This is a genomic window from Rhizobium sp. BK312 (assembly GCF_014193605.1).
Classification (GTDB): Bacteria; Pseudomonadota; Alphaproteobacteria; order Rhizobiales; family Rhizobiaceae; genus Rhizobium.
Map to the genome: position 1 here is coordinate 679,820 of NZ_JACHZP010000003.1, position 21,284 is coordinate 701,103.

Genomic DNA, 21,284 nt, shown 5'->3' on the forward strand with positions numbered 1-21,284 from the left:
CATTTGGATGGCGCAGTCTTGAAGCTTCACGATTTTCCAGTTCTTTTGACCCTTGCCTGCTTCGCGTTTTCCTGCGTCATCGTCTTTCTGACCGATCCGTTGGCGATGCCGGCGGCCATCAATGCCGAGAACCGTACGAAAAGAAGCTGGCGGCGAGTAGCCTGCGACTGGGCGGCAAGAATTCCGGTCATCATCCTGATCTATGCGGCTTTCTTCGCCATTTCCTGGCGTCCGATCTACAGCACTCAAGCCGTCATCAGTTTCTTCGTCATCTTCACCGGCATATCGAGGGCGAAATTCGAGTTCATCCGCGAGCCTCTGGTATTTTCGGACATCGCGCTCGTCGTGGATGTCTTCAAATACAAGGAGATCTTCTACGCGACATCGCTGAACATCGTCTTCTGGATCATCGCTTTTGCCTACGTCTTCGGCCTCAGCGGTCTTTACATGTATCTGGAGCCCGCGGTTCTGCCGGACAACCACGGTGTGCTTTGGATCCTGCTGATGCTGGTTGTAGCCTTTACGCCATGGATCGCTTTGTTCAGCCGCGTGATCAGCGAACCGGTCTGCCGTCTCACGCAGAAGTTTCTCGGCAAGGTTGACGTCAAGAGCGATACGGTGCGATTCGGCACCTTTGCCTCCGTCGTTTTTCATTTCGTCATCTGGGTTGGTGTCCGGCGCGAGGCGATCGTCTCGGAATTGTCCGAGCGTTTCATGTCGGCGCTGCAGGAACTTTGGGAGCATGGCGAAGACGAGCCGCTCATCGTCGTCTGGCAATCCGAATCCTTCATCGATCTCAGACATTTCGGCGTCGACAATATCAAGCTTCCCAATCTCGACCGTCTGAGGGAGCAGGCTGCGCAATGGGGCCGCATGACCAGCGTCTTCGAGGGTGGCTATACGCTACGAACCGAATTTGCTGTCTTGAGCGGGCTACTGCCCGAAAATGTGCATATCGACGCCAGCTACCCTTATTTGCGTGCCAGCCATTACAAGGATATCGTCTGGCCGGCGCGGCTGAAAAAGGCCGGCTGGAAGACGCAGTTCATCCATCCCTATGACAAGACGTTTTTCCTGCGTCACAAGGCGTTGCCGCAGCTTGGCTTCGACCGGATGATGATGCTGGACGAGTTCGATCACAATCCCGAGCGCGATGGCCCTTATGTCAGCGACCTCTCGCTGACGAAAAGCGTGATTCGGACGATCGATGATGACGGCACGAGCAAGAACTTCCTCTTTGTCGCGTCCATGGCGAATCACGGTCCCTGGGAGCCGGGTCGCTGCGGCGACCTCGTCAATCCGGTGGACATCTACGGCGAACTTCTGATGCGCGCCGATCATGCGCTCGGCAATCTTGCCCATCATCTCGACAGGCTGGATCGCCCGGTTTGGTTGCTTTTCTATGGCGATCATGCACCCCTGCTGAAGGCCTTTGCCGATCCGTTCCCGGATCCGCGCACCGATTATGTCATCGTTCCGCTTGGCCGCGCGCGCGCCCATTCTCAAAAGCCGCAGCCGCCGCAAGAAGAGGCGCCCTGGAATCTGATTGGCACATTGCTGCGCTATGCCGGCCTTGCCACCGAGGTTGCAGAATGATGCCCAGTGGGGAAGGGGCCGCGCGACCGCGCGTCTTCCTCTTCCTGCAGGGCCCATCCTCGCCTTTGTTCGTCGAGACTGCCAGGATATTGGAGAAGGCCGGCGGCCGCTGCATCCGCATCAACCTGAATGCCGGGGACTGGATTTCGTGGCGCCGCCGCAAGGCGTTCAACTATCGCGGCGACTTTGCCGGATGGCGAGCCTATGTCAGGCTTCGAATCGAAGCCGAGGATGTCACGGATCTGATCCTGCATGGCGAAGAGCGGCCCTATCACCGGGTCGCCATCGAGGAGGCGCGCCGCGCCGGCGTTGCCGTCAATGTCGTGGAAATGGGTTATTTGCGGCCGGACTGGGTGACCCTCGAGCGAGATGGCCTCTCTTCCAATTCGCACTTTCCCACCAATCCGGTCCATATTCTGAAGGCCGCGTCCAATCTGCCGGAGCCGGATTGGACACGTCGTTACAACCAGACTTTCCTGGCGGAAGCGCTTTACGATCTCGCCTATTATCTGCCGACCGTCTTTCTGTGGTTCCTCTATCCCGGCTATCGCCGGCACGGGCTCTACCATCCCTTGATGGAATATGCCGGATGGCTGAAGAAACTTCCGGCAAGCGGCAGAAGGACACGGGAAGCGCAGGGCGTGATCGAAGAGCTAATTGCAGGTGGCAAACGATTCTTCGTCTATCCCCTACAGCTTCAGACCGATTTTCAGCTCCGCGCGCATTCGCCTTTCCATCAGCAACAGGATGCAATCCGGCTGATTCTCCGTTCTTTTGCGGAGCATGCCGCGCCGGATACACATCTCGTCCTAAAGCTTCATCCGCTCGACAACGGGCTCGTGGACTGGCGGGCCTATGTCGAGCATATCGGTGCCTCATGCGGATTGTCGCCGCGCATCCATCTGATCGATGGCGGCAGTCTCGACCGGCTGATTGTCGCCAGCGAGGGCATGGTAACGGTCAACTCGACTGCGGCAGTTTCGGCGCTGCAGGCGGGAAAGCCGGTCAAAGCGTTGGGAGCCGCGATCTACGATATCGATGGACTGAGTGACCAGGGGAACCTGGATCGATTCTGGCTGGAGCCGACGCAGCCGTCACCGGAACTGCGCGATGCATTTTTTCGCTTGCTGGCCGCGGCGGTACAGGTACGCGGCAACTTTTGCTCGCGCGAGGGCACTCGCGCCGCCGCCGCGCAGGTTGCCGAGAAATTATTATCGCGAACAGTCAATTTGCCCGACGCCTACATCGACCCGCCGCCAAGGCAGCGGCCGATAAAGTTTCATGTGCCGCAATGAAGATGCAATGGGATGAAAGAAGAATGCCGCCACGAGAGGTCTTCGGGCTGAAATTGACAATACGACCGCTTACATGTGGATTGACGGAGAACCCGGCGCGGCGATTCGACGTTGGGAGTGAATTTCAATAACGGTTTGCCGGGAGCAAACGTCATGGATGACAGCAAGATGGAACGATTCATGTTGAAGGAGCTGCTGATCATCATAGCAGCCCTTGTGCTTGTTTCCGTGGTGCTTCTAGGCGTGATTATTCTCGGCAATTACTGAGTGACTGTAGTTGGACGTGCAGGGGCGTCCGTCCAGAAGACGCAATCGATGCGTCTCGCACATGAACCAATAATTTAATCTGTATGGGAATGGTGGGCGATGAGAGACTCGAACTCCCGACATCCTCGGTGTAAACGAGGCGCTCTACCAACTGAGCTAATCGCCCTTCTGCGAAGCGGGTCATTGGCCCGCCGCGTTCGGTGGCCGTGATCTATGCGGAACGGGGAAAAACCGCAAGAGTGTTTATGAAGATTTTTTGATTTTTTTGATTTTTGCACATTCCTGGCCGCACTCGTCAACATATGCTGGCTCGACGCCCCGCGAGGTTATTCCCATGCATATCAGGTTCTCATGAAATGCATGGGGTGGGAACCTGCCATGTGAAATCGAGAGGACCGAAAATTGCAGGAGCGCTTGTCCAAAACAATTCGCATTCTGTCATCGATTTGTATTCAAACCTGCTTGACACCCAAACACGAACCCCGTAGTTAGCCGCTCATCGAACGGCGAGGGCCGCTTTGATGGGTGCGGAAGCATCTGGAATGCTTGAAATGCAATGCGGGTGTAGCTCAGTCGGTTAGAGTGCCGGCCTGTCACGCCGGAGGTCGCGGGTTCGAGCCCCGTCACTCGCGCCATTTCAAGGCAAATTTCGGATCCGTACTGGCTGAAAGGCCAAACAATGCGCGGGTGTAGCTCAGTCGGTTAGAGTGCCGGCCTGTCACGCCGGAGGTCGCGGGTTCGAGCCCCGTCACTCGCGCCATTCTCTCCAAGCCATTACAATCAAACGTCAATTTATTGCGATTGCGAACGGGGCTTTTCGCGTTTGCGCCAATTTGTCGCGTTGTCGTCGCAACACATTGATATCTACCGCTCGACAGGACCCCGAACGACAGATTCAAAAGGCTTGCGCGCGCGCTCCGCCTGCGCTAACCACGGCTCTGTTGCAACGCTCTTTCGCTTGCTGGGCATTTGCTCAGATGCGCCGCCCCGGCGCTGACCGCAAGCAGGGATGGACATGATGACTGGACTGCTCAGTTCCTATATTCCGATAGCGATTTTCATTGGTATTGCCCTGGTGATTGGCCTGGCGCTGTTGATTACGCCGTTTGCCGTCGCCTTCAAGGCGCCTGACTCGGAAAAGCTGTCGGCTTACGAATGCGGCTTCAATGCATTCGATGACGCCCGCATGAAGTTCGATATCCGCTTTTATCTCGTATCGATTCTCTTCATCATCTTCGATCTGGAAGTCGCCTTCCTCTTCCCGTGGGCCGTATCTTTCGGTGCGATCGGCTGGTTCGGGTTCTGGTCGATGATGGTGTTCCTCGCGGTGCTGACCATCGGCTTTATCTATGAATGGAAGAAGGGAGCCCTGGAATGGGAGTAGCTCCAAGCAACACGACGCTCGTTGCGCCGCAGCCGAAGGGGATCATCGATCCCGCGACCGGCCGGCCTGTCGGCAGCAACGATCCGTTCTTCGGTGAAATCAACAACGAGCTCGCCGACAAGGGCTTTCTGGTTACCTCTACCGATGAGTTGATCAACTGGGCTCGTACCGGCTCGCTGATGTGGATGACCTTTGGTCTCGCCTGCTGCGCCGTCGAGATGATGCAGGTTTCGATGCCGCGTTACGACGTCGAGCGCTTCGGCTTTGCGCCGCGCGCTTCGCCTCGCCAGTCTGACGTCATGATCGTTGCCGGCACGCTCACCAACAAGATGGCGCCTGCGCTCCGCAAGGTCTATGACCAGATGCCCGAGCCGCGTTACGTCATTTCGATGGGCTCCTGCGCGAACGGCGGCGGCTATTATCACTATTCCTATTCCGTCGTTCGCGGATGCGACCGTGTCGTTCCGATCGACATTTATATTCCGGGCTGTCCTCCCACGGCGGAAGCGCTGCTTTACGGCGTGCTTCTGCTGCAGAAGAAGATCCGGCGCACCGGCACGATCGAACGGTAAGGCAGGGGACAAGGTATTATGAGTGAAGCCCTGAACGAGCTTGCCGCCTACCTCACGGAAGTCCGCAGCGCCTTGATCTCGTCGAGCGAGATCAAATACGGCGAGCTGACGGTGACGACGACGACCGAAAACGTTATCGCCCTGCTGACCTTCCTGCGTGACGACGCCAGGTGCGGCTTCGTCAACATGACGGATATTTGCGGCGTCGACTGGCCGCAGCGTGTCGAGCGTTTCGACGTGGTGTACCATCTGCTGTCGCCCAAGAAGAACCTGCGCATCCGCGTCAAGGTTCCCGTCGGCGAAGATCAGCCTGTTCCCTCCGCCTGCGGTATTTATCCCGGCGCGGATTGGTTCGAGCGCGAAACCTGGGACATGTACGGCGTTCTCTTTACCGGCCATCCGGATCTGCGCCGTATCCTGACTGACTACGGTTTCGAAGGTCACCCGCTGCGCAAGGACTTCCCGACGACCGGTTTCGTCGAAGTCCGCTACGATGATGCCGCCAAGCGCGTCGTCTACGAGCCTGTGGAACTGAAGCAGGAATTCCGCAACTTCGATTTCCTGTCGCCGTGGGAGGGTACCGACTACGTGCTCCCGGGCGACGAAAAGGCGAAGGCCTGATTGTTGGCGTGTGGTGGGCTTCGGCCTGCCATTCTCTGAAATTCCGAAAACGCGAGCATCGCCGTCATGACAGAACATAACGTTCGCAACTTCAACATCAATTTCGGTCCGCAGCATCCGGCTGCGCACGGCGTTTTGCGTCTTGTCCTCGAATTGGACGGCGAAATTGTGGAACGCGTCGATCCCCATATCGGCCTGCTGCATCGCGGCACGGAAAAGCTGATCGAGACGAAGACCTATCTTCAGGCCGTTCCTTATTTCGACCGCCTCGACTATGTCGCGCCGATGAACCAGGAGCATGCTTATGCCTTGGCCGTCGAAAAGCTGCTCGGCATTGATATCCCGATCCGCGGCCAGCTGATCCGTGTCCTTTATTCGGAAATCGGCCGTATCCTGTCGCATCTTCTGAACGTCACGACGCAGGCTATGGACGTCGGCGCGCTGACGCCGCCGCTCTGGGGCTTCGAAGAGCGCGAAAAGCTGATGGTGTTCTACGAGCGTGCCTCCGGTTCGCGCATGCATGCCGCCTACATTCGTCCGGGTGGCGTTCACCAGGACCTGCCTGAAAAGCTCGTGCAGGATATCGGCGACTGGTGCGACCCCTTCCTGAAGGCGCTCGACGATATCGATGATCTGCTGACCGGCAACCGCATCTTCAAGCAGCGTAACGTCGATATCGGCGTAGTCTCGCTGGAAGACTGTTGGGCCTGGGGCTTCTCCGGCGTCATGGTCCGCGGCTCCGGTGCTGCCTGGGACTTGCGCAAGGCGCAGCCTTACGAATGTTACTCCGATCTCGAATTCGATATTCCGATCGGCAAAAACGGCGACTGCTACGACCGTTACCTCATCCGCATGATCGAAATGCGCGAATCTGTCCGCATCATGAAGCAGTGCGTCAATCGCCTGCTCGGCGATGCCAGGACCGGACCGGTTTCGTCGCTCGATGGTAAGGTGGTTCCGCCGAAGCGCGGTGAGATGAAGCGCTCCATGGAAGCGCTGATCCACCATTTCAAGCTTTATACCGAAGGCTATCACGTGCCGGCCGGCGAGGTTTATGCAGCTGTCGAAGCGCCAAAGGGCGAGTTCGGCGTCTATCTCGTCTCGGACGGCTCCAACAAGCCGTATCGCTGCAAGATCCGTGCGCCGGGCTATGCGCATCTGCAGGCCATGGACTTCATGTGCCGCGGCCATCAGCTCGCTGACGTCGCAGCCGTGCTCGGTTCGCTCGATATCGTCTTCGGTGAGGTGGATCGCTGATGCGGGTCTGGCAGGCGATAGTTCCGGCGCTTCTGGTCGCTTGCGGTGCCTCGGCACAGCAGACCGGCAAAACGCCGAGCCTGCCGACCCTCAACATGCAGGGTTCGAATGCCACGAGCACGAATACTGCAAAAGGCGGAAATGAGGGTACGTCGGGCGGAGATTCGACCGTTGCGGACCTTCTCTCCCGTGGCTACCAGATCAAGGCCGCCGTGCCGAACGGCGGCAAGTTCGTTGTGTTTATGCAGAAAGACCAGTCGGCCTATGCCTGCGAATTCTCGTCTCTGACGAATACGCGGTGTGGGTCCTTAAACTGAGATAAGGCGTGAAAGATGTCCGTTCGTCGACTAGCCGAAGATCAATTCCAGCCTGCCGCCTTCGCTTTCAATGCGGAGAATTCGGTCTGGGCTGAAAAGACGATCCAGAAATACCCGGAGGGCCGCCAGCAGTCCGCGATCATCCCTCTGATGATGCGTGCGCAGGAGCAGGAGGGCTGGGTCACCAAGGCGGCCATCGAAACGATCGCCGACATGCTCGACATGGCCTATATCCGCGCGCTCGAAGTCGCGACCTTCTATACGCAGTTCCAGCTGCACCCGGTTGGCACGCGCGCCCACGTTCAGGTTTGCGGCACGACGCCGTGCATGCTGCGCGGCGCCGAGGGGCTGATCAAGGTCTGCAAGAGCCGGATCAACGATCACGCTTTCGAGCGCAATGCCGACGGCACGCTCTCCTGGGAAGAGGTCGAATGTCAGGGCGCCTGCGTCAACGCACCGATGGTGGTGATCGGTAAGGATACCTATGAGGATCTGACGCCGGCACGCCTGGAAGAGATCATCGATGCATTCGCCGCAGGCAAGGGTCATGAGATTCAGACCGGCCCACAGATCGATCGCGTTTTCTCCGCGCCGGAAGGCGGTTTAACGTCGCTCCTGTCGGATGAGGCTAAGGCAAAGAGCACGGCGAGCAAGGTGGCCAAGGCTACTGCTGATACCGTATCGATCCCGCCGTCCGAAGCTGCCCGTGCCAAGAGCACGGATGCGGAAACCAATAAGAGCCTAAAGACGCCGGCGACGGCGCCGAAGGAAGCAGCCAAGAACGCCAAGGCAGCGGAAGCGCAGCCGCTTTCTGGGACTGCGGCTGCCGAGCCTGTCGCCGGAAAGCCGTCGCTCGACGACAAGAATCGTCCCGCCGGTATCGAAAGACCCGCGCAGCCGGACAATCTGCAGCTCATTTCAGGCGTTGGCCCGAAGATCGAAGGGACCTTGCATGAGCTTGGCATCTTTACCTTCGCGCAGATTGCCAGCTGGCATGAGGCCGAGCGTCATTGGGTCGACGGCTATCTGAATTTCAAGGGTCGGATCGAGCGCGACAACTGGGTCAGGCAGGCTGAGGCACTCGCTAAGGGTGGCGAAGCGGAATATATCAAGGTCTTCGGCAAGAAGCCGCGGTAAGAGGTGAAGCATGTTACAGGATCAGGATCGCATCTTTACCAATATCTACGGCCTCAAGGATAAATCCCTGAAGGGCGCGATGTCGCGCGGCCATTGGGACGGCACGAAGCAAATCCTCGAAAAGGGTCGTGACTGGATCATCAACGAGATGAAGGCATCTGGCCTTCGTGGTCGCGGCGGCGCAGGCTTCCCGACCGGCCTCAAGTGGTCCTTCATGCCGAAGGAAAGCGACGGCCGTCCGCATTATCTCGTCGTCAATGCCGACGAGTCGGAACCCGGCACCTGCAAGGACCGCGACATCATGCGCCACGATCCGCATACGCTGATCGAAGGCTGCGTCATCGCTGGTTTCGCCATGGGCGCGAATACCGCTTATATCTATGTCCGCGGCGAGTACATGCGCGAGCGCGAAGCCCTGCAGGCTGCGATCGATGAATGCTACGATGCCGGATTACTTGGCAAAAACAATAAGCTCGGCTGGGATTTTGATGTTTTCGTTCATCACGGCGCCGGCGCTTACATCTGCGGCGAGGAAACCGCGCTGCTCGAAAGCCTGGAAGGCAAAAAGGGCCAGCCACGCCTGAAGCCGCCATTCCCGGCCAATATGGGGCTCTACGGCTGCCCGACGACGGTCAACAATGTCGAGTCGATCGCCGTTGCCCCGACGATCCTGCGCCGCGGCGCCGGCTGGTTCTCCTCCTTCGGCCGTCCGAACAATGTCGGCACGAAGCTGTTTATGCTCTCCGGTCACGTCAATCGGCCCTGCACGGTCGAGGAGACGATGGGCATCACCTTCCGGGAGCTGGTCGAAAAGCATGGCGGCGGCATTCGCGGCGGCTGGGATAACCTGCTGGCCGTCATTCCCGGCGGCGCATCGTGCCCGGTCGTTCCGGCTGCTGACATCATCGACTGCCCGATGGATTTCGACGGCCTGCGCGAGGTCAAGTCGTCCTTCGGCACGGCTGCGGCGATCGTCATGGACAAGTCGACCGACATCATCAAGGCGATTGCCCGCATCTCGGCCTTCTTCAAGCATGAGAGCTGCGGCCAGTGCACGCCGTGCCGCGAAGGCACGGGCTGGATGTGGCGCGTTCTTGAGCGTATGGCTCGTGGCAACGCCCAGAAGCGCGAGATCGACATGCTGTTCCAGGTGACGAAGCAGATCGAAGGTCATACCATCTGTGCGCTCGGTGACGCAGCAGCATGGCCGGTTCAAGGCCTGATCCGCAATTTCCGTCCCGAGATCGAAAAGCGCATCGACCAGTACACTGCCAATGCGACGAGCCACGGCGCTGTTCTGGAAGCAGCCGAGTAAGGATCGAAGATGGCGAAGACCAACGATATCAGGCAGGAGAGCGGAGCGGCCGGTAATGCATCGGCCGATCTTGGCCGCGCTGCTGCCGATATATTTGGGAACACGCCGATCATGCCGATCCATCCGCTGATGGCCCATCCTGCCGCAGCTATTGCTGCGGTCACAGCAATCGGTTTCGGCTTTACCTCGCAACTGGCCGGCGCGTTTTTGGGCGCCTTCCAGGGCGCTGTCGAAGCAACCACCCGACTGGCCGATGCCCTTGAAGACGAAAAGCATCAGGCTGAGGTCGCTGCGAAGCCGGCGGGCGTGGACGGTGGGGCAGGGGACGCCAAACCTGTAAAGCCCAAGGCTGCAGTCAAGGAGGCTGCGGTCAAGGCTGTTGCACCGAAACCGGTTGCTGCAAAGCAGAAGCCGGCTGCCGTGAAGAAAGCCGAGCCGAAGCCCGCGGTTGTCTCACCCAAGGCGGTTACGGCTCCTGCAAAGAAGACGGCGAAGGTTGAAGTCGCTGCGCCCGTCGCCGTAAAGCCGGCTCCTGCGCGCGGCCGCAAGGCAGCCGAGAAGGCTGACGACCTGAAGCGAATTTCCGGCGTCGGTCCGAAGCTGGAGCAGGTGCTGAACGGACGCGGCATCAAGCGCTTCGCCGATATCGCCGCCTGGAGCGATGCGGATATCGAGCGGATCGATGGCGAGCTCGGTTTCGAAGGCCGCATCCGGCGCGACGACTGGGTTGGCCAGGCGAAGGCGCTGCGGCCGAAGGGCAGGAGTTAAGGTTTTCCTCGGCTGGATCGCGGCCGGGGAGGGTGAATGAAGGCGATGGAGACGATGTGGGTGCCCCACATGGCTCGATCGCAAAGCTGGTCTTGCGGGGACAAGGCTTAGCAAAGCTTATTGTGAGCAAGCTGGTGCTATCAGGCGTCTGAGCCGCCCCGATGGCAATCCGGTTTGCGATCATGAAATTGTCTGCGGCCAGGTTGGGCTGGAGACGTGACATAGGACTGAGTGGACGATGGCTAAACTGAAGATTGACGGTAAAGAGATCGAAGTTCCGGATCACTACACGCTTATCCAGGCGTGCGAGGAAGCCGGTGCCGAAGTCCCGCGCTTCTGCTTCCATGAACGACTGTCGGTGGCCGGCAATTGCCGCATGTGCCTCGTCGAGGTGAAGGGTGGCCCGCCGAAGCCGCAGGCGTCTTGCGCCATGGGCGTTCGCGATATCCGCGGCGGCCCGAACGGTGAGCTCCCGGAAGTCTTCACCAACACGCCGATGGTCAAGAAGGCCCGCGAAGGCGTGATGGAATTCCTGCTGATCAACCACCCGCTGGATTGCCCGATCTGCGATCAGGGTGGCGAATGCGACCTGCAGGACCAGGCCATGGCCTTCGGTATCGACAGCTCGCGCTATCAGGAAGACAAGCGCGCCGTCGAAGACAAATATATCGGCCCGCTCGTCAAGACCGTGATGAACCGCTGCATCCACTGCACGCGCTGCGTTCGCTTCACGACCGAGGTTGCCGGCATTTCCGAACTCGGTCTCATCGGCCGCGGTGAAGATGCTGAAATCACCACCTATCTCGAGCAGGCGATGACCTCCGAGTTGCAGGGTAACGTCGTTGACCTTTGCCCGGTCGGCGCACTGACCTCCAAGCCCTTCGCCTTCACGGCTCGTCCGTGGGAGCTGAACAAGACCGAATCGATCGACGTCATGGACGCCCTCGGCTCGGCAATCCGCGTCGATACGCGCGGCCGCGAAGTCATGCGCGTGCTGCCCCGCGTCAACGAGCAGATCAACGAAGAGTGGATTTCCGACAAGACCCGCTTTATCTGGGACGGCCTGAAGACCCAGCGCCTGGACAAGCCCTATGTCCGCAAGGACGGCCGTCTGCAGCCGGCAAGCTGGAGCGACGCTTTCGCTGCTATCAAGTCGGCCGTTTCCGCCACCAGCGGCGACAAGATCGGCGCGATCGCCGGCGATCTCGCCTCGGTCGAGGAAATGTACGCGCTCGGAGAATTGCTGAAGTCGCTGGGATCGGAAAATCTCGACTGTCGCCAGGACGGGACGGCGCTTGATCCGTCGCTCGGTCGTGCAAGTTACATCTTCAACCCGAGCATCCAGGGCATCGAAGCCGCTGACGCGCTGCTGATCGTCGGCGCCAATCCGCGATTCGAAGCGGCCGTGATGAACTCGCGCATCCGCAAGCGCTGGCGTCGCGGCAAATTCCCGATCGGCGTAATCGGTGAAGCCGCCGACCTTCGCTACTCCTATGATTATCTCGGCGCTGGGCCGGATACGCTGGCCGATCTCGTCAGCGGCTCGCACAGCTTCGCCGACGTGCTGAAGAACGCTCAGAAGCCGATGATCATCATCGGCCAGGGCGCGCTGATCCGCGAAGACGGTGCCGAGGTTCTGGCAAACGCCGCCAAGCTTGCTGCCGCCGTCGGCGTCGTCAAGGAAGACTGGAACGGTTTTGCCGTGCTGCACACGGCAGCTGCGCGTGTCGGCGGCCTTGATCTCGGCTTCGTGCCGGGTGCAAAGGGCGTCAATGCCGCTGCCATGCTGTCGTCGATGGACGTCCTCTTCCTGCTGGGCGCCGATGAGCTCGACTTCAGCCGCAAGGGCGCCAAGTTCACGGTCTATATCGGCTCGCACGGCGATAACGGTGCCCAGAACGCCGATGTCATCCTTCCGGCGGCTGCCTACACTGAAAAGTCGGGCACCTGGGTCAACACCGAAGGCCGTGTCCAGATGGGCAACCGCGCCGGTTTCGCACCGGGCGATGCCCGCGAGGACTGGGCGATCATCCGTGCCCTTTCCGACGTGCTCGGCAAGAAGCTTCCCTTTGATTCGCTGAGAGAATTGCGCGCCAAGCTCTATGCAGCCTTCCCGCATTTCGCCGGCATCGACGAGATTGCCGAAGCTGATAGCGCCCAAATTGCCGCACTTGCGAAAAAAGCCGGCGCAATGGGCAAATCGGCATTTGCTTCGCCGATCAAAGACTTCTATTTGACGAACCCGATAACGCGCGCATCGGCTGTCATGGCCGAGTGCTCGGCATTGGCCCGCAACAATTTCCGCGTTGCGGCAGAGTAAGGGCAGAGGACTATGGATTCATTCGTTTCGACCTATCTCTGGCCGGCGCTGATCATGATCGGCCAGTCTCTGCTGCTTCTGGTCTGCCTGCTGATTTTCATCGCCTACATTCTGCTTGCCGACCGTAAGATCTGGGCAGCCGTGCAGCTGCGCCGTGGCCCGAACGTCGTCGGCCCCTTCGGCCTGTTCCAGTCCTTCGCCGACTTGTTGAAGTTCATGTTCAAGGAGCCGATTATCCCGGCCGGCGCCAACAAGACCGTATTCCTGCTGGCTCCGCTGGTTTCGGTGGTATTGGCGCTGTCGACCTGGGCTGTCGTGCCTGTCGCGCAGAACTGGGTTGTCGCCGACATCAACGTCGGCATCCTCTACATTCTGGCGATCTCGTCGCTCGAAGTTTACGGCATCATCATGGGCGGCTGGGCTTCGAACTCGAAGTATCCGTTCCTCGGCGCGCTCCGTTCGGCCGCGCAGATGGTGTCCTACGAAGTTTCGATCGGCCTCGTCATTGTCACCGTGCTGCTCTGCGTCGGTTCGCTGAACCTGACGGATATCGTGCTGTCGCAGCAGACCGGGCTCGGCACCAAGCTCGGCCTGCCGGCCTCGTTCCTCGACTGGCACTGGCTGTCGCTGTTCCCGATGTTCATCGTGTTCTTCATTTCGGCGCTGGCTGAAACGAACCGTCCGCCCTTCGATCTTCCAGAAGCGGAATCGGAACTGGTTGCCGGCTTCATGGTCGAATACGGCTCTTCGCCCTACATGATGTTCATGCTCGGCGAATATGCCGCCGTCGTCCTGATGTGCTCGCTGACGACGATCCTCTTCCTCGGTGGCTGGCTGCCTCCGGTCGATATCTGGATCCTGAACTGGGTTCCGGGCATCATCTGGTTCCTGCTGAAGTCGTGCTTTGTGTTCTTCATGTTCGCGATGGTGAAGGCTTTCGTGCCGCGCTACCGCTATGACCAGCTCATGCGCCTTGGCTGGAAGGTTTTCCTGCCGCTGTCGCTCGCCATGGTTGTTATCGTTGCATTCGTGCTGAAGCTGACGGGATGGGCATGATGATGTCGATCCTCGCTTCAAGCAGATTTGGAGGTTGAAGATGGCCGGAATTTCCAACGCCGTCAGCTCGCTGTTCCTCAAGGAATTTGTCGGCGCATTCTTTTTGTCGATGCGTTACTTCTTCAAGCAGAAGGCAACGATCAACTACCCGTTCGAAAAGGGGCCGGTCAGCCCGCGCTTCCGCGGCGAACATGCGCTGCGCCGTTATCCGAACGGCGAAGAGCGTTGCATCGCCTGCAAGCTCTGCGAAGCCATCTGTCCTGCCCAGGCCATCACCATCGAAGCCGGGCCGCGCCGCAACGACGGCACCCGCCGCACGGTGCGCTACGACATCGACATGGTGAAGTGCATCTATTGCGGCTTCTGCCAGGAAGCATGCCCGGTCGACGCCATCGTCGAAGGGCCGAACTTCGAATTCGCCACCGAAACCCGCGAAGAGCTCTATTTCGACAAGGCGCGGCTTTTGGAAAATGGCGACCGCTGGGAACGCGAAATCGCGCGCAATATCGCGATCGATTCGCCGTACCGCTGAGCGGAGTTTTGAATATGTCGTGACAGGCGACCGATTGTCGCCGTCGCGGTTGAATCTAGACCGGAGTTTTGTCGGACCTATCGTCCGGCCTGGCTCCATCGGGCAGGGAAACTCCCGGCTGCCCGGGGGAAGACGAAAAAGGCACCAACATGGGTCTGCAGGCTCTTTTTTTCTATATCTTCGCCTTTGTCGCTGTGGCGTCGGCGTTCATGGTCATCTCGGCGCGGAATCCGGTCCATTCGGTCCTGTTCCTCATCCTGGTTTTCTTCAACGCGGCCGGCCTCTTCCTGCTGATGGGGGCTGAATTCCTGGCGATGATCCTGCTGGTCGTTTATGTCGGCGCCGTGGCGGTTCTCTTCCTTTTCGTCGTCATGATGCTCGATATCGACTTTTCGGAGTTGAGGGCCGGCATCCTGGAATATGCGCCGATCGGTGCTTTGATCGGGGTCATCCTTGCGGCCGAGCTCATCGTCGTCATCGGCGGCAGCGTGATTTCGCCGACGATCGCCAAGACCGTCGCCATGCCGATCCCGGCGCTGACGCAGCGGACCAACACCGCCGCCCTCGGCGATGTGCTCTATACCAATTACGTTTACTTCTTCGAAATCGCCGGCCTTGTGCTGCTGGTCGCGATGATCGGCGCAATCGTGCTGACGCTGAAGCATCGCACGCATATCAAGCGCCAGAACATTTCCCAACAGGTCGCCCGCACGCCCGCGACCGCCGTCGAGGTGGTCAAGGTCAAGCCGGGGCAGGGCGTCTGAGGCGAGGCACGAGGATCAAAGGAACAAGAACATGGTCATCGGACTTTCCCATTACCTCACGGTCAGCGCCATCCTCTTCGTGCTCGGCGTCTTCGGTATCTTTCTGAACCGCAAGAACGTCATCATCATCCTGATGTCCGTCGAGCTCATATTGCTCGCCGTCAACATCAACATGGTCGCCTTTTCGTCGTTCCTCAACGACATCGTCGGCCAGGTTTTCGCTCTATTCATTTTGACCGTCGCTGCCGCTGAAGCTGCGATCGGTCTCGCAATTCTCGTCGTCTTCTACCGTAACCGCGGCTCGATCGCGGTCGAAGACGTCAACGTGATGAAGGGCTGATAAAGCTATGTTCTTATATAAGGCTATCGTCTTTCTTCCCCTGATTGGCGCGATCATAGCCGGCCTTTTCGGCCGCGCGATCGGCGCCAAGGCTTCGGAATATGTAACCACCGGCCTGATGATCATCGCGGCCGTCCTTTCGTGGATCGTCTTCTTCACGGTGGCGCTCGGCCACACCGACGGCCCGATCAAGGTTGAAGTCCTGCGCTGGATCCAGTCCGGCGGCATCGACGTTTCCTGGGCGCTGCGCGTCGATACGCTGACCTCGGTGATGCTGATCGTCGTGAACTCGGTCTCGACCCTGGTTCACGTCTACTCGATCGGATACATGCATCACGATCCGCATCGTCCGCGCTTCTTCGCCTATCTCTCGCTTTTCACCTTCGCCATGCTGATGCTGGTGACCTCCGACAACCTCGCCCAGATGTTCTTCGGCTGGGAAGGCGTCGGTCTCGCCTCCTATCTGCTGATCGGCTTCTGGTTCAAGAAGCCGTCCGCCTCGGCCGCCGCGATGAAGGCCTTCATCGTCAACCGTGTCGGCGACTTCGGCTTCGTGCTCGGCATAGCCGGTGTCTTCGTCCTCTTCGGCTCGATCAATTTCGACGTCATCTTCGGCAACGCCCAGAGCTTTGCTTCCGGGCAGGGCGGTCAGCCGACCGATATCGTGCTCAATTTCCTGGGCATGCACCTCGATCGCGGCCACGCGCTGACGGCCGTCTGCCTGCTGCTCTTCATGGGCGCGATGGGTAAATCGGCGCAGTTCCTGCTGCACACCTGGCTGCCGGACGCCATGGAAGGCCCGACGCCGGTTTCCGCACTCATCCATGCCGCAACCATGGTCACCGCCGGCGTTTTCCTCGTCGCCCGCATGTCGCCGATCTTCGAATTGTCGCAGGATGCACTGACCTTCGTCACCATCATCGGTGCGATCACGGCCTTCTTCGCCGCGACCGTCGGCCTCGTGCAGAACGACATCAAGCGCGTCATCGCTTACTCGACCTGTTCGCAGCTCGGCTACATGTTCGTCGCCCTCGGCGTCGGCGCTTACGGTGCTGCGATCTTCCATCTCTTCACCCACGCCTTCTTCAAGGCTCTGCTCTTCCTCTGCGCCGGCTCGGTCATCCACGCCGTCGACGGCGAGCAGGACATGCGTCACATGGGTGGCCTGCGCCCACATATCCAGAAGACCTTCTGGATGATGGTCATCGGCACGCTGGCAATCACCGGCGTCGGTATCCCGCTGACCCATATCGGTTTCGCCGGCTTCCTCTCCAAGGATGCGATCATCCTGGCGGCCTTCGCCTCGCACAACGCAGCTGCAAGCTTCGCCTTCACGCTGCTGGTCATCGCCGCGATGTTCACCAGCTTCTATTCCTGGCGCCTGATCTTCATGACCTTCTTCGGCAAGCCGCGCGCTTCGCACGAGGTCATGCACCACGTGCATGAATCGCCGAACGTCATGCTGATCCCGCTTTACCTGCTGGCGATCGGCGCTGTTGCCGCCGGCATGTATTTCAACGCCGATTTCGTCGGCCACGCCTACGAGGAATTCTGGAAGCATGCGCTGTTCACGCTCCCGGGTAACAAGATCCTCGAGGAAATGGAACATGCGCCTGTCTGGGTTGAGCTCAGCCCGTTCATCGCCATGCTTCTCGGCCTCGTTACCGCCTGGTACTTCTACATCAGGTCGCCGGAAACGCCGCGCCGCCTCGCTCAGCAGCAGCGTGTCCTCTATGAGTTCCTGCTGAACAAGTGGTACTTCGACGAACTCTATGACTTCCTCTTCGTCCGCTCCGCCAAGGCGCTTGGCCGCTTCCTCTGGAAGAAGGGCGATATCGGGGTCATCGACACCATCGGCCCGAACGGCATTGCCGCCCGCGTCGTCGATGTCACCAACCGCGTCGTGCGCCTGCAGACCGGCTACCTCTATCACTATGCCTTCGCGATGCTGCTTGGTATCGCAGCCCTCGTTACCTGGATGATGCTCGGGAGTTCCCTCTGATGACCGATTGGCCCATTCTTTCAACGGTCACCTTCCTGCCGCTGGTGGGCGTCCTCCTCCTGCTGTTCACGCAGGAGAACGGCGCCAACGGCCGCCGGAACGTCCTGAACATTTCTCTGGCGACGACCATCGTCACCTTCATCGTGTCGCTGTTCGTCTGGATCTGGTTCGACAACGCCAATCCGGGCTTCCAGCTGGTGGAAAAGCATGAGTGGCTGACGGGCGGCATCAGCTATCACATGGGCGTCGACGGCATCTCCATGCTGTTCGTCATCCTGTCGACCTTCCTGATGCCCTTCTGCGTGCTGGCGAGCTGGCTCTCGGTTGAAAAGCGGCTGAAGGACTACATGATCGCCTTCCTCGTCCTCGAGACGATGATGGTCGGCGTGTTCGTGTCGCTGGATATCGTGCTGTTCTACGTCTTCTTCGAAGCCGGCCTCATCCCGATGTTCCTGATCATCGGTGTCTGGGGCGGCAAGGATCGCGTTTACGCCAGCTACAAGTTCTTCCTTTACACGCTGCTCGGCTCGGTGCTGATGCTGCTCGCCATTATGGCGATGTACTGGCAGGCCGGCACGACCGACATCCCGACGCTGCTCGCTTACAAGTTCCCGCCGCAGCTGCAGACCTGGCTATGGCTCGCCTTCTTCGCCTCCTTCGCGGTGAAGATGCCGATGTGGCCGGTCCATACCTGGCTTCCAGACGCGCACGTTCAGGCGCCGACGGCAGGCTCGGTCATCCTGGCAGGCATCCTTCTGAAGCTCGGCGGCTACGGCCTCATCCGCTTCTCGCTCGGCATGTTCCCGAACGCTTCGGAATATTTCGCGCCGCTCGTTTTTGCCCTTTCGGTCATCGCCATCATCTACACGTCGCTGGTCGCGATGATGCAGGACGACATCAAGAAGCTGATCGCTTATTCGTCGGTCGCCCACATGGGCTACGTGACGATGGGTATCTTCGCGGCGAACCAGCAGGGCGTGCAGGGTGCGATCTTCCAGATGCTGTCGCACGGCATCGTCTCGGGCGCGCTCTTCCTCTGCGTCGGCGTGATCTATGACCGCACCCATACCCGCGAAATCGCGGCTTACGGCGGCCTGGTCAACAACATGCCGAAATATGCCGTCGCCATGATGGTCTTCACCATGGCGAACGTTGGTCTGCCCGGTACCTCCGGCTTCATCGGCGAATTCCTGACCCTGATCGGCGTCTTCCGCGCCAATACCTGGGTTGCGCTCTTTGCCGCGACCGGTGTGATCCTGTCGGCCGCCTACGCGCTCTGGCTCTACCGCCGTGTCATTTTCGGCGCGCTGGAAAAGGAAAACCTGAAGAAGCTTCTGGATCTGTCGCCGCGTGAACAGCTGATCCTCTATCCGCTGATCGCGCTGACGATCCTATTCGGTGTCTATCCGGCTCCGATCTTCGATGCCACGGCGGCTTCGGTGGATCTCCTGGTGAACAATTATACCGCTGCCCTGCACGCTGCGCAGAATGTTGCGCTGTCGATGAATTGATGACGGGACTTATTCGACATGACTGCTGACACAATTCTTGCAAGCCTGCATCTTTCCATTCCGGAGCTCATCCTCGCGGTCGGTGCGCTTGTGCTGCTCATGATCGGCGTCTTCTCGGGCGAGCGGTCGGGACCCACGGTCACCGGTCTTGCCATCGCGGTCCTCGCGGTGGCAGGTCTCTGGATCATCTTCGTTCCGGGCGAGGGCCTGGCTTACGGTGGCGCCTACCTTGCCGACGGCTTCTCTCGCTTCATGAAGATCGTCGCGCTGGTCGGCTCGATCATCGCCATGTTCCTCAGCATGGGGCATGCGCGCGAGCAGCAGCTCGACCGCTTCGAGTTCCCGGTTCTGCTCGTGCTCGCGACCCTCGGCATCCTGCTGATGATCTCGGCGCATGACCTGATCTCGCTCTACCTGTCGCTGGAACTGCAGTCGCTGGCTCTTTATGTCGTTGCCGCCATCAACCGCGACAGCCTCAAGTCGACCGAAGCCGGCCTGAAGTACTTCGTCCTCGGTGCGCTGTCCTCCGGTATGCTGCTTTATGGCATGTCGCTGGTTTACGGCTTCACCGGTCACACGAGCTTCGATGCGATCGCGACCGCACTCAGCGCCGAAACCCGTTCACTCGGCCTCGTCTTCGGTCTGGTCTTCGTGCTTGCGGGCCTCGCCTTCAAGATTTCCGCCGTTCCGTTCCACATGTGGACGCCGGACGTTTATGAAGGTGCGCCGACGCCGGTTACGGCTTTCTTCGCGGCCGCGCCAAAGGTTGCTGCCATGGCGATCCTGACCCGCATCGTCGTCACCGCTTTCCATCCGGTGCTTGCCGACTGGCAACAGATCATCGTGTTCATCTCGATCGCCTCGATGCTGCTCGGCTCCTTTGCTGCAATCGGACAGCGCAACTTCAAGCGACTGATGGCCTATTCGTCGATCGGTCACATGGGCTATGCGCTCGTCGGCCTCGCCGCGGGCACCAAGACCGGCGTATCCGGCGTCATGCTCTACATGGTCATCTACATGGTCATGACGCTCGGCTCCTTCGCCATCATCATGGCGATGCGCCGCAAAGATGGCCGTCAGGTCGAAAGCATCGAAGACCTCGCCGGCCTTTCCACGACCAATCCCTTCATGGCGGTCGTTCTGACGGCGCTGATGTTCTCGCTGGCCGGCATTCCGCCGCTCGCAGGCTTCTTCGGAAAGTATTTCGTCTTCGTTGCCGCCATCCAGGCGCATCTCTATGCGCTCGCCATCATCGGCGTTCTGGCTTCGGTCGTCGGCGCTTACTACTATCTGCGCGTCATCAAGGTGATGTGGTTCGATGAAGCCAAGGATGAATTCGCACGCACGGCTGGTTCGCTGCGCCTCGTCTTCGGTCTCTCCGGTCTGTTCGTCATCGCCTATGTCTTCTTCGGCGGCGCAATCGGCGGTGCTGCCGATCTGGCCGCTGCGACGCTGTTTTGATGGCGTCTGACATGAATAGCCGGAAGTCGCTCGCCGACTTCCGGCATGATGCTCTTCAGGAAACCTCGTCCACAAACAGCGTCTGCCTCGAGCGGGCGCGCGCAGGCGACCCCGGAAACCTTTGGGTGACCGCTGAGCGCCAGACGGGGGGACGCGGCCGACGGGGTCGTCCCTGGGTGTCGGAAGCCGGCAATCTCTACGCATCTCTTCTTCTGATCGATCCCGCTCCCATGGACCGCCTTGGCTCTCTGCCGCTTGCGGTGGCGCTCGCCGTGCATCAGGCGGTACGCGGCGTGCTGCCGCTCGCCGCCGAGCCGGTCGAGATCAAATGGCCGAACGATATCCTGATCGGCCGCAAGAAGACCTGCGGCATCTTGATCGAGGGCGAAGCGCTGCCGGACGGCCGGTATGCGCTCGTCATCGGCATCGGCATCAACATTGCCGTGATGCCTGACAATCCGATGTATCCGGTCACATGCCTGAGGCAGCAGGGTTCCATGGTGTCGCCGGAGGAGTTATTTGCCCATCTTTATGCCGCGATGTCGGAGGCGCTCGACGTCTGGAGCCGCGGCAAGGGCGTTCGCGAGATCACCGCGCGCTGGCGTGAATTTGCGTGCGGCATCGGGGAAAAGATCACGGTAAACTTGCCGGATCGCTCGATTTTGGGCCATTTCTCGGGAATCGATGATAATGGCTTGTTGATGCTCGAAACCGAGGACGGCAGGATTATGCCGATCGCGGCGGGCGACGTTTTCTTTAGATAATGGTT

The 21,284-nt window shown here is 59.6% G+C and carries 19 protein-coding genes and 3 tRNA genes; 21 read left to right on the forward strand and 1 reads right to left on the reverse strand.

Annotated elements, in window-relative coordinates; genetic code table 11:
• Positions 1 to 18: 18 nt before the first annotated feature.
• Together FHT85_RS11910 and FHT85_RS11915 are read left to right on the forward strand one after the other, a co-directional pair.
• A complete protein-coding gene (locus FHT85_RS11910) occupies positions 19 to 1,596 on the forward strand; it encodes an LTA synthase family protein (RefSeq protein WP_112410716.1) in 1,578 nt (525 codons plus the stop codon).
• On the forward strand, positions 1,593 to 2,891 hold the full coding sequence (locus FHT85_RS11915; RefSeq protein ID WP_112410601.1) for a capsule biosynthesis protein: 1,299 nt from the start codon (positions 1,593 to 1,595) through the stop codon (positions 2,889 to 2,891). The genes FHT85_RS11910 and FHT85_RS11915 overlap by 4 nt, the downstream gene beginning before the upstream one ends.
• A gap of 357 nt (positions 2,892 to 3,248) precedes the next feature.
• Here the strand turns inward: FHT85_RS11915 and FHT85_RS11920 are convergent.
• A tRNA-Val gene (locus tag FHT85_RS11920) sits at positions 3,249 to 3,324 on the reverse strand.
• A 392-nt stretch (positions 3,325 to 3,716) separates the two neighbouring features.
• Here FHT85_RS11920 and FHT85_RS11925 point away from each other — a divergent pair.
• The 19 genes from FHT85_RS11925 to FHT85_RS12015 all read left to right on the forward strand — a co-directional run bounded on the left by FHT85_RS11925 (position 3,717) and on the right by FHT85_RS12015 (position 21,279).
• Positions 3,717 to 3,793 (forward strand) — tRNA-Asp (locus tag FHT85_RS11925).
• A gap of 48 nt (positions 3,794 to 3,841) precedes the next feature.
• Positions 3,842 to 3,918, forward strand: a tRNA-Asp gene (locus FHT85_RS11930).
• Positions 3,919 to 4,176: 258 nt separating this feature from the next.
• Complete coding sequence (locus FHT85_RS11935; RefSeq protein WP_034489570.1) at positions 4,177 to 4,542, forward strand: NADH-quinone oxidoreductase subunit A; 366 nt, start codon at positions 4,177 to 4,179, stop codon at positions 4,540 to 4,542.
• Positions 4,533 to 5,114, forward strand: coding sequence for a NuoB/complex I 20 kDa subunit family protein (locus FHT85_RS11940; protein ID WP_015339504.1), 582 nt, complete (start codon positions 4,533 to 4,535; stop codon positions 5,112 to 5,114). Before FHT85_RS11935 ends, FHT85_RS11940 begins: the two co-directional genes overlap by 10 nt.
• Before the next feature lie 18 nt (positions 5,115 to 5,132).
• Positions 5,133 to 5,735 carry an NADH-quinone oxidoreductase subunit C gene (locus FHT85_RS11945; RefSeq protein WP_112337529.1) on the forward strand — a complete coding sequence of 201 codons (603 nt, stop codon included), beginning with the start codon at positions 5,133 to 5,135 and terminating at the stop codon, positions 5,733 to 5,735.
• A 66-nt stretch (positions 5,736 to 5,801) separates the two neighbouring features.
• Positions 5,802 to 6,992, forward strand: a complete 1,191-nt coding sequence (locus tag FHT85_RS11950; RefSeq protein ID WP_112398588.1) for an NADH-quinone oxidoreductase subunit D — start codon at positions 5,802 to 5,804, stop codon at positions 6,990 to 6,992.
• Complete coding sequence (locus tag FHT85_RS11955; RefSeq protein WP_112398587.1) at positions 6,992 to 7,309, forward strand: hypothetical protein; 318 nt, start codon at positions 6,992 to 6,994, stop codon at positions 7,307 to 7,309. Before FHT85_RS11950 ends, FHT85_RS11955 begins: the two co-directional genes overlap by 1 nt.
• 15 nt (positions 7,310 to 7,324) lie before the next feature.
• Positions 7,325 to 8,446, forward strand: coding sequence for an NADH-quinone oxidoreductase subunit E (locus FHT85_RS11960; RefSeq protein ID WP_112410600.1), 1,122 nt, complete (start codon positions 7,325 to 7,327; stop codon positions 8,444 to 8,446).
• A 10-nt stretch (positions 8,447 to 8,456) separates the two neighbouring features.
• Positions 8,457 to 9,761, forward strand: a complete 1,305-nt coding sequence (gene nuoF, locus FHT85_RS11965) for an NADH-quinone oxidoreductase subunit NuoF (RefSeq protein WP_095434513.1) — start codon at positions 8,457 to 8,459, stop codon at positions 9,759 to 9,761.
• 9 nt (positions 9,762 to 9,770) lie between these two features.
• Positions 9,771 to 10,529: a 5' DNA nuclease gene (locus FHT85_RS11970; protein ID WP_112410599.1), complete on the forward strand. Its 759-nt coding sequence runs from the start codon at positions 9,771 to 9,773 to the stop codon at positions 10,527 to 10,529.
• 238 nt (positions 10,530 to 10,767) lie between these two features.
• Positions 10,768 to 12,849, forward strand: a complete 2,082-nt coding sequence (gene nuoG, locus FHT85_RS11975) for an NADH-quinone oxidoreductase subunit NuoG (protein WP_112410598.1) — start codon at positions 10,768 to 10,770, stop codon at positions 12,847 to 12,849.
• A gap of 12 nt (positions 12,850 to 12,861) precedes the next feature.
• Positions 12,862 to 13,905: an NADH-quinone oxidoreductase subunit NuoH gene (gene nuoH / locus FHT85_RS11980; protein ID WP_047627053.1), complete on the forward strand. Its 1,044-nt coding sequence runs from the start codon at positions 12,862 to 12,864 to the stop codon at positions 13,903 to 13,905.
• Positions 13,906 to 13,945: 40 nt separating this feature from the next.
• Entirely contained in the window at positions 13,946 to 14,437 is a 492-nt protein-coding gene (nuoI, locus tag FHT85_RS11985) for an NADH-quinone oxidoreductase subunit NuoI (RefSeq protein WP_092710917.1), read from the forward strand.
• A 149-nt stretch (positions 14,438 to 14,586) separates the two neighbouring features.
• Complete coding sequence (locus FHT85_RS11990) at positions 14,587 to 15,201, forward strand: NADH-quinone oxidoreductase subunit J (RefSeq protein ID WP_015339514.1); 615 nt, start codon at positions 14,587 to 14,589, stop codon at positions 15,199 to 15,201.
• Positions 15,202 to 15,232: 31 nt separating this feature from the next.
• Positions 15,233 to 15,541 carry an NADH-quinone oxidoreductase subunit NuoK gene (gene nuoK / locus FHT85_RS11995; protein ID WP_007689961.1) on the forward strand — a complete coding sequence of 103 codons (309 nt, stop codon included), beginning with the start codon at positions 15,233 to 15,235 and terminating at the stop codon, positions 15,539 to 15,541.
• A gap of 7 nt (positions 15,542 to 15,548) precedes the next feature.
• Entirely contained in the window at positions 15,549 to 17,543 is a 1,995-nt protein-coding gene (gene nuoL, locus FHT85_RS12000; RefSeq protein ID WP_112410597.1) for an NADH-quinone oxidoreductase subunit L, read from the forward strand.
• The gene (locus tag FHT85_RS12005) at positions 17,543 to 19,054 is read left to right on the forward strand and encodes an NADH-quinone oxidoreductase subunit M (protein ID WP_112410596.1); all 1,512 of its coding nucleotides are present in this window, start codon (positions 17,543 to 17,545) and stop codon (positions 19,052 to 19,054) included. Before nuoL ends, FHT85_RS12005 begins: the two co-directional genes overlap by 1 nt.
• A gap of 18 nt (positions 19,055 to 19,072) precedes the next feature.
• The gene (nuoN, locus tag FHT85_RS12010) at positions 19,073 to 20,515 is read left to right on the forward strand and encodes an NADH-quinone oxidoreductase subunit NuoN (protein WP_112410595.1); all 1,443 of its coding nucleotides are present in this window, start codon (positions 19,073 to 19,075) and stop codon (positions 20,513 to 20,515) included.
• Positions 20,515 to 21,279, forward strand: a complete 765-nt coding sequence (locus FHT85_RS12015) for a biotin--[acetyl-CoA-carboxylase] ligase (RefSeq protein ID WP_112410594.1) — start codon at positions 20,515 to 20,517, stop codon at positions 21,277 to 21,279. The genes nuoN and FHT85_RS12015 overlap by 1 nt, the downstream gene beginning before the upstream one ends.
• Positions 21,280 to 21,284: the final 5 nt, after the last annotated feature.